Below are 11,047 nucleotides of genomic sequence, written 5' to 3'. Positions count from 1 at the left end.
CAGCATTGCCGATCTGCTCGCGCAGGCCGAAAAGCAGGTGGGAGCAAGCTCGGCAACCAATACCGGGGTGCCCGGAGCGGCTGTCAGTACTGCAGAAAACGCCATTTCAGCGTCCGCTAATACCGGTATGCGAGAAACGCGCTTGATGCAATCCGGCGCCACCGCAACACCCGCCGCACCGACAGACAGCCAGGCTGTCAGTACACAGTCAGCCGACAACGCTCGCTTTACTGCCCTGCTGCAGCAACGCAGCCAGTCGCCGGCTCAGCAGGATCTCGCGTTAGCAGGATTAGTTGAATCCCGTAGCGCCGGCACAGCCCCATCTCTGCAAACCCTGATCGCAGGACTGTCTGCAGACGGTGCGGCGAACTCTGCGGCCTTGCAATCCGGTTCAGCCCAACAGGCTCAAAACGCCGCGGCTCCCGTGGAATGGGCCAGTGTCAAATTACCCCAGGGCCAGCAAGGTAAATGGGGAGAGCAGATGATCCAGGTGCTGCAGGACAGAGTGCAGTTACAGGCCAGCCAGAATTTGCAGGAAGCACGCATTCGGCTGGATCCGCCAGACCTGGGCAAACTGGATTTAACCGTTCGTATGGATGGCGATCGTCTCAGTGTTCAAATCCACGCCAGCCAGTCGGCCGTCCGTGATGCGCTGGTTCAGGTGTCTGAGCGGCTGAGAGCCGAGCTACAGGAACAAAATTTTGTTCATGTTGATGTCAATGTCGGCGATGGCCGTCAGGGTCAGCAGCAAGAGCAAGCAGAAGAAGACTCACAACCCGTTATTTTTGCCAACAATCAGGCTGATGACAGCCAGATAACAACAACAGATTCAGGCCATTGGTTATCAACCAGAGCCTGATGAGGAGCCATTTACATGACCCAGCGTAATCTCGTCTTGATCATTATCATCATGCTGATCACCAGCGTACTGGTCGCAGCTGCCAGTGTTGGCGGTACCCTTTGGTACGTCAAAAGTCATCAGGGCGAAGGCGGTGCCAGTTTCAGTCTCCCCTTTAGTCAACCAGAGAATGTCGATCCTATTTTCCATCCACTGGAAAAACTGGTTCTGTCGGTGAAAGGCGAGCGTCAAACGCACTTCATCATGATGGAACTGGCGCTGGAAACGCGTAATGCAGAAGCGATTGAAGGTATCGATAACTATATGCCGGTTGTGCGCAATGCCCTGCTCAAACTCTTCAGCAATAAAACTTACGAGCAACTGCAGAACCAGCGGACGATTGAAGAACTTCAGGATGAAGTCAAAGGTACATTACTGAACGCTTTCAGTCAGACACGTTATGCCCGCGCCATCGACAATGTATTGCTGACCAAATATGTGATTCAGTGAGGCGCCTATGCTAGATATCAACCCGACTGAAGAGTACGAGAAAAAACACGACACCGGGCGTAACAACCCGGTAGTGAACGAAGATAAGCTGATCCGTGATCACCTGATCTTAGTCAAACGTGTTGTCAATCAGCTACGCAGTCATGTCAGCACCCACTGCAGTCTGGAAGATATGCAGCAAATCGGTCTGATGGGACTGCTGGAAGCAGGCCGTCGCTACGGTAACGTGGAAGACCCGAATTTCCCGTCTTTTGCCGTATGCCGGATCCGCGGTTCCATTCTCGACGAACTACGCCGTCTTGACTGGCGCTCGCGCCAAACCCGGCAGCAGGCGCACGAACTGAATGACGTGACCCGCGACTTAATGAAAAAACTCGGCCGCCAGCCATCGGAGGCCGAAATCATCGCAGCGTTAGGCACGGACCAGGCAGATTATCTGCAGCGCCTGAATGCCTCTATGGCCAGCGAAATGCAAAGCCTGGATCAATTGCTTGAAAGCGGCTCCGATTTTTCGATGAACCATGACGGCGGTGAATCGGTTCGTCATGAACATATTCGCCGTACGCTATCGGCGGCGCTTGGCAAGCTCAAGCCGCGTGAACAGCTTCTGCTGACCCTGTTCTATCAACATGATATGAACCTGCACGAAATTGCACTGGTGCTGAACCTGACACCGCCTCGTGTATGCCAGCTTCATAAGCAGGCACTGAAACAACTGAATCAATATCTTTGCTGATAGGAGCAAATTGACATGCAAAAATTTACCGGCGCAATCGTCATTCTGTTGTGTGTTTTCGGCGGTTACCTATGGGCCGGCGGTACCTTGATGGCCATCTGGCAGCCTGCTGAAATTCTTATTATTACCGGTGCCGCACTGGGCTCTATCATCATAGGTAACCCACCACATGTTATTCGTGAAATGCGTATTCAGTTTCGCCAGATAATGAAGCCCCGCAAGAACGAACAAGAATACTACATGCAGCTGATGGGCCTGATGCAACTGTTGCTGGAAACCATACGTAACGGCGGCTTCAAGTCACTGGACAGCCATATTGAAGATTCTCAGAACAGTGAGATTTTCGAGCGTTACCCGCTGGTCAAAGACGACAGCCACCTGGTGGCTTTTATTACCGATAACCTGCGTCTGATGGCCATGGGCCAGATGTCACCCCATGAGCTGGAAGCTCTGCTGGAGCAGGAAATCATGGCCATTGAAGATGATCTTCTGCTGCCTTCACGCTCACTGCACCGCACTGCTGAGGCCCTGCCCGGTTTCGGCATTCTGGCGGCAGTGATGGGCATCATTATCACCATGCAGTTCATCGACGGCTCTATCGCGCAAATTGGCTACAAAGTTGCCGCCGCACTGGTGGGGACATTCCTGGGTATCTTCGGTTGTTACTGTGTGCTTGACCCGGCCAGTAATGCCATGTCGCAACGTGTTAAGCGTGATATGACAGCCTTTGAATGCGTCCGGGCCACACTGGTCGCTTATGTGGCCAAGAAGCCTACCCTGCTGGCCATAGATGCTGGCCGTAAACACATTCAGCTCGATGTGAAGCCAAGCTTCAATGACATGGAAAAATGGCTGTCTGAGCAGGAGGCATAATGCAACGGCACGATCAGATCATCATCAAACGAGCACGCCGCAACTCGCATGAAGCAGGGCATGGCGGGGCATGGAAAGTGGCATTTGCCGACTTCATGATAGCCCTGATGGCGCTGTTTCTGGTGCTGTGGATCCTGGCCATTGTCGACAAAACAGAGCGTCAAGCGATCGTGGCTTATCTTAACAGCTCCAGTTTGTTCGACCAGGCTTCAGGTAATCCGTTTAATACCTCCACCAGCCTGTCTCCGATTGATCTGGGCGGTGAAGCGGCGGACCTCAGCTCACATGATGCTGCTGTGACTGTCACCTCCTTCTACGACGGCAATGGCGATGGTTCACAAACTGATGCACTGGTTCAGGGTACGTATGACACTCAGGAACAACTGAAAGTACTGGCGCAAGTGGTTGAGGAGCTGGCAAAACAGGTTTCAGCAGAAGGAAACGTGCATGTCGATGTGACGCCACAAGGGCTGCGCATTGTCTTGCAGGACGACTTCCGCCAGAACATGTTCCACCGGGGAAGCAGCGAGCTAACGCCTTTCTTTGAGGATTTATTGCTGGCACTGGCCCCTATTTTCCAGAAGATTCAGAATCCGCTGATTATCAGTGGCCACACAGATGCAGTTCGTTACAGCGGCACTTTCAGCGAAAGATCGAACTGGGAGTTGTCGGCTTCACGCGCCAATGCAGCTCGCCAGACACTGATTACCGGCGGGGCGCCTGAAAATCATGTCTTGCAGGTTGCAGGCATGGCTGATCGTGCGCCACTGAATCCTGAAGAACCGAAAGCCAGCGAAAACCGACGTATTGAGTTGTTTGTCCTGACATCAGTGGCTGCCCGAATGGTGGAAACACTGTTCAAAGGCCCGCCGGCTAACGATGACGGCCCGGTGTTACAGCAGGCCCGTGAAAAAGCGGAATTTAATCAGCCTGTTATCCGTCAGGACTACATTGAAGCGTCTTAATTGAGTAACCGGCAAAGGGATTATCCCTTTGCCGCCTGGAGAACTTTAGCGAAGTTAACCCATGAAAAGAGCTGCATCATCTTCCGCAATTGTCCCAAGTGAACGTCGACCGGACAGTCTGCAAAAGTTATTTCTCTGGCTCATAGTGCTGGATTATTTTCTGCTCAGCCATTTTTTGCTGAGGATGCACAGCATGACACTGAATACAGGGACGACAATCAGTTTACTGCTTTTAGGCTACAACGGACTGCTTTCCTATCTGTGTTTCAAACGCGCCCGGCGTAGTGGTGATTTCTACATTATCTACCCCACGCTTGCCGCGATATTGCTGGCTTTTATTCTATTTTTGTATTTTTTCTTTCTCATCGCTTAACGGGACAGGCAGCAGGACACGTTTCAGGAACTTATGCCACAGAGCACAGTTTTGCATCATCCTTTCCTGGCAAGAGTTAATCCTGCATCCAGCTTGTCGCCTTATGCGTAAGAGAAAGCGAATGAGCTTAGCGTAATGAAAGATCAACTCACTATCTCGATATCAACGATTAACGGGTCTTACCATTTTCAACTGGGTAAGTATTTACGGCGGAACCTGATTGCAACCCTGCTGTTGTTCATCGTCGCCGTCGTGGTCATGGCATTTTCGATTCAGTATTTATGGAATGCTGTTGATCAGACACAACAGGAAAAATCGCAATTAAACCAGCATGCCAATGAGCTGAAAGATGAAATTCTTAATCTGGAAAGCGACCGGCAGTCGCTGGAGCAAAACCTGGCCGACAGGCGCTATGAGCTGGAACAGATTTCTGGCCGCGTGAATGAGCTGGAGAACGTGTTGGGTATTGAAAGCGAAGGGGAACAGCCTTTGGATACCCGACTGGATACAGCCGCACTGAACTCGGCGGTACGTGTCGCCATGCTGAAAGTAATACCTAACGGTAGTCCTATGGAATACCGGCGTATTTCTTCTTCATACGGCTCACGTAACCATCCGGTTTACGGTAACAAGCGCCGTCATCTGGGTATCGATCTCAGTGGACACACGGGAACATCAGTGCACTCCCCTGCCGATGGCGTGGTAGAGCTGGTACGACCGAGTAAAAAAGGCTATGGCAATTTGATGAAAATTGACCACGGCTATGGATTCATGACTCTGTATGCGCACCTGAAAGCATTCAAAGTCAAAACCGGTGATTTCGTCAGAAAAGGCGATTTAATTGCATTATCAGGCAACAGTGGTACCTCGACTGGCCCCCATCTCCATTATGAGGTCCGTTTTCTGGGTCGGGCTTTGAACCCCAAGTATTTCATCAACTGGGGGCCCGACAACTTTGACTATCTGTTTAACCATGAGAGGAGCATCCAATGGGACTCTTTAGTAAAAGTGCTGGAAGCACAGGCAAGCACTCAACTGCAACTATCATTGCACAAGGCTGTTCCTTTAAAGGAGATATCGAACTAAGCGGTAATATCCAGGTAGATGGCTACATTGAAGGACGTATCCGTACCGAGCAAACGTTATCGATAAGCGCGACGGGCCGTGTCTCAGGCGAGATCTTTGCCAGCAAAGTGGTCATTAACGGCCTGCATGAAGGGGCCTGTCACGCCGACAGCATTGAGATCCTGGAAAAAGGCAAAGCCAAAGGTGTCATTTACACTAACGACATTTGCATTGAGCGAGGCGGTTGCTTCCATGGCCAGACTTACCCGGCTGATAAAGAAAAAGTTGTCACTATCAGTAAAGAAGAACCAGTTAAAGCCGCCGAGGCCTCACAAGCGCTCAGCAAGAAAGACAGCGGTAAAGAGGCCGCGCCACTGACGCCACCAACACAGCTCAAATCAGCAGAGGCATCCAGCACTGCTGATAAAAGCGCCGTGCCCGCAGCAGCAACCGCAACCGCAGCAGCGACGGCGGTTAAACCCGCGGCCTCTCCGGCATCAACAGTGGCGGCACCTGTTACTGATACCAAAAAGCAGGTCAACGCCCGAAAATAACCTGTAAAACCGGAATCCAGCATTCCGGTTTTTTCTCTTCTGTTTTCTCTCCGCACTCTCCTGCTGACCGCCTGGCAATTAAAACTGTTATCTGCTTCTCAATTTCATCGTTTACTTTCAGTTAGTCCAGAAAAGCAATCATCAAGATACGATAATCAGTACATATTCAGTTGGATACATAAGGATCATGAAATGAAAACAAGGCTTACCCTGACCGCCATCTTTATGGCCAGTTTTGCACTCTCAGGCTGTACATCGACGCCGGGCGGCACCGCACAAACGGATACGGTCAACCCTGCCGATGCCACTCAGGACATTCTCGATGCCAGTGCCTGTATTGGTTCAACTGAGCCGCCTGCGGCATGGGCCAGTAAGCTGAACCCTGTCGATGATCCCCAGTTGCTGGCCAGTTCTCTCGGTCAGCCGACTAAGGGCAAGCTGTGTCAGGGGCAGGTGTATGAAGTGAAAGAAGGGGAAGCGCTGACTGTCTTTCGGGCCTGGAACAGTACCAACCCCAACAGCCAGTTTGGTGCCTGGTGGGCGGCAAACCAGCCAAACGGAAAAGTGGCCCAGTATCGGGAAGGTTACGAAATTTGCTATCAATGGTCGCCGCTGGACAAAATGACACAGTGTGAACTGAAACCAGGCAGCAAACTGGTGATCGGCAATGGGCAGAGTGCGCAGTGTTCAGAGTGGCTGACTTATCCGGTGTCGGCTGAGCAGCAACTCTACCTTGAAGATACGGAAACGCTGGTCAGCAATTGCCAAACCTACGATGCGGTTTTTGGCTGGGAATAAGGTAATCAGCCCCTGCTCGTGCAGCTAGCCGGCGTCTTGTATTGCACTGTCTTGTATCGCACTTTTTTAAGAGCGCTTTCTATAAAGCACTGATAGCCTCTGCGACAGAGGCAAAAGACACCTTAGCCGCACAACATGCGCCCAGACAAGACTGATGTGCCTTGATGATCTCAACAATCTCATCAAGGCACATTGTCTGTTCCGTCTTTTCTAAGCTGGTATCGCCCGGACGCAAACTCAGAGGACGAAACACCTGCCCGGCCGAATCAATCAGCACATCACCCGGCTGAAAGCCAAAGCAATGCAAATCAGCATCCGACTCCCATGTGTGGCAATCAGCAACAACACTCAGCTCCTGATCACCCTCATATTTCAACACCGCGGGCCAAATGACCATCAATATTCCACCTTACTGATTCAATCCGCCCATATTGCCCGCTTTCAGGTGCTTCAGGCAAGTGCCAAGCCAGCTTGCCTGAACGGCCCTTAGTCCGATTGCGATACCAGATGAATAATATTCGAAGGGCTGGCAACCCAAAATGCGGCGAATCCTGCCGGCAAAGGTTCAATCTCATCGCATCGGGCAATCTTGTGACTCGCAAGGTGCTCTGCTGCAGCGGCAATATCATCAGTCACAATTTCGAGCCAGATTTCGGCCTGGCTGATACCCGGGACGTTATCGAGCCACAGCGTTTTATCGCCAAACTGAAACCGGGGCGTATCCGTGTTTTTCTCACGAGCCAGTTCCGGAATGGCAATCACATCACGATAAAAACTCAGCGTTTTCTCATACTCATGCGAAGGTATCTTCATTGCGATATTGTTGCCGGGTTTAAACACAGCTTTCATGATGAATTCTCCTATTTACCAGACAGCACAAGTTACCAGGCTGTACAAAGGCTACGGCGGCAAAAACGCATACAGGCGAACAGCCAGGTCGCACTGATAAACCGGCCAAATGTAAGCATGCATTAGCATAGTCGGCAAAAAGGGCTGCTGTTACGGCATCGCGATATTCAATGATGCGGATCACTGTTTACCTTCAGTTACACACCTAACAGTGGTAAATGGCGCAGACGTTTATAATTGAACGCCAGCTCGACGCAATGACAGACAATCGGCTCGGGCAGCGGATCAGCAATATTCAGGGCTATGGCTCTGTTACCCTGCAAGGACAGCGAGTGTCCGTACACTTCACGGAAAGTATCCACTAACCGGGTATTGCAGTTAAAGTAGAGAAAATAGTGTGCAGGATCTTTAGGTGACCAGTTCATCCTGACCGGGCTGCCCCCTTTCACCTGATAGCTGGGTTCGCCCCATTTCAGTGCTTCTTCAACATTGCCCAGCTCATGGGCTTTAGCAACACCTAACACCACACTGCGCAGGTTTAGCATCACAGGTTTGATATGAGCCGGATAACTGTCGAATTTGGCTTTTACTGTCTCGTCCATGTCTTTTTTTCCTGATGGTGGCATAGTCAGCGAAACCGTCATCAAACTGCGTGCTCAATAGCATGTCGATAAGATTTTCAGGCACCATGCTTGGTCCGCCGACAGCCAATGGTTATGACTTGATGTCAGTCTCAGAAAAACATCATAAGCCTGCAAACGTAAACGGTTCAGAGACTTCGAATTTTTCGAGAGCGTTTCCTGTATAGATCTCATGGTTTGTAAGAGACAGCTTCCTGACAGGACTGCCTGCGCTGAAGTTGGCTCCCTTCAAATCCACCCAAAGCGTATTGGGCGTGAGCGCAGTCTCAAAATAATAAACAAGGTTCTTTTGGTCAGAGACGGAGCGCCACCGTGTGGAAGAAATGTTCGGTTCTTCTTCAGAGGCAATACCGAAAGGCACGGACGCATTTCTGATAACACTGAATACACTGGCAACTGCCGTTCGGGTATCGCTTGTTCTTGGAATTGCGTCCATATAAAACGAGGCCCTTACAAAACGATCAGCGGCGCGGTTGGTTCCCGGCAGCATAGTCAGGCCACCGATTTGCTGCCAGTAGGCGTTCAACGCAAGCTGTTGCTCAAAAACGGGGGAATTCGTCATCACTGTATAAGACATGTCATGATGAATAACGAGCTTTCCGTCGATATACTCGAAAATTGCGTTATCACCTTTGGCATCAGAAATAGACAGGTGAAGCGTAGCAAAACGGTCTGTACCAGGAATGTCTGCCGAAACCACCACGAAGGATTCTGAGCGCAGCGCGTCGACCGCTTCTTCAACCGTCGCAAAATTATCCAACACATATTGCACCCAAGCAGCAACAGTCAGCCCCTTTTTATCTGGCCCGTATTCCGGGTAACTGGATTCAGCTAACCACAGCAGATTGGCAACAAGTCCTTTCTCATTCATCCCGTCTGTGCTGGATATGTCGAATGCGCTTGTCACCACACTTCCGTACTTAGAGGTCCAGGTTACCGAGTTAGGCCCGACAGCCCCGTTTCGCTTCATCCCCCTGGGAAACAACCACAGATTCGCCGGTATTTCTTCCTTCCAATCCATGGATCGGGCAGTAATAATCATGCCATCCGGGCCTTGATAAACGGCTCTGGTGCAAGCAAACGCTGATGCTGCAACCAGCAACAGGCAAGCGCCTGTAATGGCGAGGATATTGATTCTGCTCTTCATTTGTCGTCTCCATCTTAACGCTGATGACATCAGGTTCGCGGCTGGAAAAGTGGTGGTTAAAAAGAGCTTTACCAGACCGGCAATGTTAGTTTGTGCCACACTACAGGCTACAGCAATACACGACCCTATCCTGCCGCACGAGTAATTAGCCAAACTCAGGTACATCGCTGTTTAGTATAAAAGGAATTACAATAATCGCCGGATAGTTCGGCTCATTGTCAGGTTTGTGGCTATGTTAGGCAGCAGTGTCATTAGGGAAATTGATCTGCCTCTATACCAGTGGACTTCGGCCTTTTCATTTACGAACCAGCAACCTAAAAAACATCGATGTGTTTTTATCCTGGTTTTGAGGATGATTGATCACAGATACTGGCTGGCTTCACGGTAGGCTTCAAGCTCCATGGGCGCATCGCGATAGCCGTAAATAAACAATTGCAGTAAATACTGTTTAGTCTGTTCCCTTACGCCCATCTGCTCTGCCTGACGGACATGGATGAGCTCGTGTGCCAGCAGCTCCTGATTGTCTTTCTCTGAGCGTTTAATCCAGAGTCCGTAACCATACGTATACGCACCCGTTAAAGGGGAACTGTAGCCATACTTTGTGGCTAACGCAGCAAGCTCAGGATCTTCAGGAAAAGGGAGTTTATCGACATAATAAACACGCACTTTATTTGGCGATTTCAAACCAACCCTGGAGGCAATCCTCAGCTGATTTGCATCTAATGGCCCCCCCTTCTCCAATGCTTCTGCTTCATTACCGCGCACATAGTGTTCTGCGGCCGGCAGTAACCTTTCAACATGCTGCAGCAGTTCCTGCGGCGGGTTTGCATAGGTTTCATCCCGATCTTTACAGCCAGAAACAGCAAAGATGACGGCAATTAAAACGATGACTTTCTGATACACATAACACTCCTTGTTTCACACATATTATATTGAAGCAGGCGTCGCTTTCGGGTCTGGACCATAGTCATTATCGCCCGAAGTCCCTGCTTCCATCATGACACTGAGACCGATAATTGCGCCAATCACAGGTACAAAAGCAACCAGCATCCACCAGCCACTACGATTGGTATCATGCAATCGGCGTACAGTAACCATGAGCGAAGGGATTACAGTCAAGCTGGTATACACAGCGAAAAGTGCATAGTCATCGTTAATGGCTTCACCAATGAAAAGAAACAGATAACTGATAAGCGCATTAATCAGGCAGAACATCCAATATTCCTGACGACGAGCCCTGCCTTCTGAATCCGCATATTTTTTGATCACACTGAAATAATCTCTCATACCTGCCAACCCTTAATTTTATCAATCTCATTGCACTGAATGCTGTGAAAACACTTGAATGACAGGCAAGCTTTACATGCCATTGCAATCAAATAGGTTTCACACACAGCTAAGGGCGACGAGTTGCAGGTTTCATTAATGCTTTCTTAAGTAAATAACGCCAGAGCGGCACACGTGTTGATTATTAGTTACGACAGTGCTTAAAAGGTGTAATTTTTCCGAGTTAATATTTTTTATAACGATCATTGCTGTTAATTTTTCATCAAATGACTGTCCTGTTAACGCTCACGACACCAGTTCGCCTTAGCCCCAATGCTATGCGGTTACCATCAGAACTCACACTGACATGCTACCGCCCCTGACAATCAAGTCACGAAGCAGGTTAAGTGCTTTGATGGTAGGTATTATTTC

Annotated in this window: 15 protein-coding genes; 9 read left to right on the top strand and 6 right to left on the bottom strand. The window is 50.1% G+C overall.

The genetic code is table 11. The features are described from left to right. The 9 genes from P0Y67_RS17570 to P0Y67_RS17530 all read left to right on the top strand — a co-directional run. A partial coding sequence (locus P0Y67_RS17570) for a flagellar hook-length control protein FliK (protein ID WP_342392941.1) occupies nt 1-859 on the top strand: 859 nt, incomplete at its 5' end. 15 nt (nt 860-874) lie between these two features. After that, complete coding sequence (locus tag P0Y67_RS17565) at nt 875-1,348, top strand: flagellar basal body-associated FliL family protein (RefSeq protein WP_342392940.1); 474 nt, start codon at nt 875-877, stop codon at nt 1,346-1,348. 7 nt (nt 1,349-1,355) lie between these two features. Continuing rightward, nucleotides 1,356-2,084: a FliA/WhiG family RNA polymerase sigma factor gene (locus tag P0Y67_RS17560; protein ID WP_192016544.1), complete on the top strand. Its 729-nt coding sequence runs from the start codon at nt 1,356-1,358 to the stop codon at nt 2,082-2,084. A gap of 15 nt (nt 2,085-2,099) precedes the next feature. After that, nucleotides 2,100-2,957 (top strand): flagellar motor stator protein MotA, encoded by an 858-nt coding sequence (motA, locus tag P0Y67_RS17555; protein WP_027252369.1) that lies wholly within the window; start codon nt 2,100-2,102, stop codon nt 2,955-2,957. Beyond that, nucleotides 2,957-3,922 (top strand): flagellar motor protein MotB, encoded by a 966-nt coding sequence (locus P0Y67_RS17550; protein ID WP_342392939.1) that lies wholly within the window; start codon nt 2,957-2,959, stop codon nt 3,920-3,922. The genes motA and P0Y67_RS17550 overlap by 1 nt, the downstream gene beginning before the upstream one ends. A gap of 61 nt (nt 3,923-3,983) precedes the next feature. After that, entirely contained in the window at nt 3,984-4,295 is a 312-nt protein-coding gene (locus tag P0Y67_RS17545; RefSeq protein WP_081669253.1) for a hypothetical protein, read from the top strand. 135 nt (nt 4,296-4,430) lie between these two features. Continuing rightward, the gene (locus P0Y67_RS17540; protein WP_192016542.1) at nt 4,431-5,381 is read left to right on the top strand and encodes a peptidoglycan DD-metalloendopeptidase family protein; all 951 of its coding nucleotides are present in this window, start codon (nt 4,431-4,433) and stop codon (nt 5,379-5,381) included. Beyond that, on the top strand, nt 5,285-5,914 hold the full coding sequence (locus P0Y67_RS17535; protein ID WP_342392938.1) for a bactofilin family protein: 630 nt from the start codon (nt 5,285-5,287) through the stop codon (nt 5,912-5,914). The genes P0Y67_RS17540 and P0Y67_RS17535 overlap by 97 nt, the downstream gene beginning before the upstream one ends. A gap of 192 nt (nt 5,915-6,106) precedes the next feature. After that, entirely contained in the window at nt 6,107-6,712 is a 606-nt protein-coding gene (locus P0Y67_RS17530) for a hypothetical protein (RefSeq protein WP_342392937.1), read from the top strand. Between the two features lie 79 nt (nt 6,713-6,791). On the opposite strand, the gene P0Y67_RS17525 is transcribed toward P0Y67_RS17530, so the two are convergent. From P0Y67_RS17525 to P0Y67_RS17500, 6 genes are all read right to left on the bottom strand, one after another. Beyond that, entirely contained in the window at nt 6,792-7,109 is a 318-nt protein-coding gene (locus P0Y67_RS17525) for a DUF4144 family protein (RefSeq protein ID WP_342392936.1), read from the bottom strand. Nucleotides 7,110-7,198: 89 nt separating this feature from the next. Next, a complete protein-coding gene (locus P0Y67_RS17520) occupies nt 7,199-7,561 on the bottom strand; it encodes a VOC family protein (protein ID WP_342392935.1) in 363 nt (120 codons plus the stop codon). A gap of 197 nt (nt 7,562-7,758) precedes the next feature. After that, complete coding sequence (locus tag P0Y67_RS17515; protein ID WP_342392934.1) at nt 7,759-8,163, bottom strand: DUF1801 domain-containing protein; 405 nt, start codon at nt 8,161-8,163, stop codon at nt 7,759-7,761. A 142-nt stretch (nt 8,164-8,305) separates the two neighbouring features. Then, nucleotides 8,306-9,349 (bottom strand): linear amide C-N hydrolase, encoded by a 1,044-nt coding sequence (locus tag P0Y67_RS17510; protein WP_342392932.1) that lies wholly within the window; start codon nt 9,347-9,349, stop codon nt 8,306-8,308. Between the two features lie 360 nt (nt 9,350-9,709). Further along, nucleotides 9,710-10,252 carry a hypothetical protein gene (locus tag P0Y67_RS17505; RefSeq protein WP_342392931.1) on the bottom strand — a complete coding sequence of 181 codons (543 nt, stop codon included), beginning with the start codon at nt 10,250-10,252 and terminating at the stop codon, nt 9,710-9,712. Nucleotides 10,253-10,276: 24 nt separating this feature from the next. Beyond that, entirely contained in the window at nt 10,277-10,636 is a 360-nt protein-coding gene (locus tag P0Y67_RS17500; RefSeq protein ID WP_342392930.1) for a DUF805 domain-containing protein, read from the bottom strand. Nucleotides 10,637-11,047 lie beyond the last annotated feature (411 nt).

Source organism: Photobacterium sp. SP02, assembly GCF_038519165.1.
GTDB classification, from domain to species: domain Bacteria; phylum Pseudomonadota; class Gammaproteobacteria; order Enterobacterales; family Vibrionaceae; genus Photobacterium; species Photobacterium halotolerans.
This window is presented reverse-complemented; position numbering and strand designations above follow the sequence as displayed.

Coding starts and splice junctions, on each gene's coding strand:
- P0Y67_RS17565 (WP_342392940.1), top strand. CDS start 875: ATGACCCAGCGTAATCTCGTCTTGATCATTATCATCATGCTGATCACC.
- P0Y67_RS17560 (WP_192016544.1), top strand. CDS start 1,356: ATGCTAGATATCAACCCGACTGAAGAGTACGAGAAAAAACACGACACC.
- motA (WP_027252369.1), top strand. CDS start 2,100: ATGCAAAAATTTACCGGCGCAATCGTCATTCTGTTGTGTGTTTTCGGC.
- P0Y67_RS17550 (WP_342392939.1), top strand. CDS start 2,957: ATGCAACGGCACGATCAGATCATCATCAAACGAGCACGCCGCAACTCG.
- P0Y67_RS17545 (WP_081669253.1), top strand. CDS start 3,984: ATGAAAAGAGCTGCATCATCTTCCGCAATTGTCCCAAGTGAACGTCGA.
- P0Y67_RS17540 (WP_192016542.1), top strand. CDS start 4,431: ATGAAAGATCAACTCACTATCTCGATATCAACGATTAACGGGTCTTAC.
- P0Y67_RS17535 (WP_342392938.1), top strand. CDS start 5,285: ATGGGACTCTTTAGTAAAAGTGCTGGAAGCACAGGCAAGCACTCAACT.
- P0Y67_RS17530 (WP_342392937.1), top strand. CDS start 6,107: ATGAAAACAAGGCTTACCCTGACCGCCATCTTTATGGCCAGTTTTGCA.
- P0Y67_RS17525 (WP_342392936.1), bottom strand. CDS start 7,109: ATGGTCATTTGGCCCGCGGTGTTGAAATATGAGGGTGATCAGGAGCTG.
- P0Y67_RS17520 (WP_342392935.1), bottom strand. CDS start 7,561: ATGAAAGCTGTGTTTAAACCCGGCAACAATATCGCAATGAAGATACCT.
- P0Y67_RS17515 (WP_342392934.1), bottom strand. CDS start 8,163: ATGGACGAGACAGTAAAAGCCAAATTCGACAGTTATCCGGCTCATATC.
- P0Y67_RS17510 (WP_342392932.1), bottom strand. CDS start 9,349: ATGAAGAGCAGAATCAATATCCTCGCCATTACAGGCGCTTGCCTGTTG.
- P0Y67_RS17500 (WP_342392930.1), bottom strand. CDS start 10,636: ATGAGAGATTATTTCAGTGTGATCAAAAAATATGCGGATTCAGAAGGC.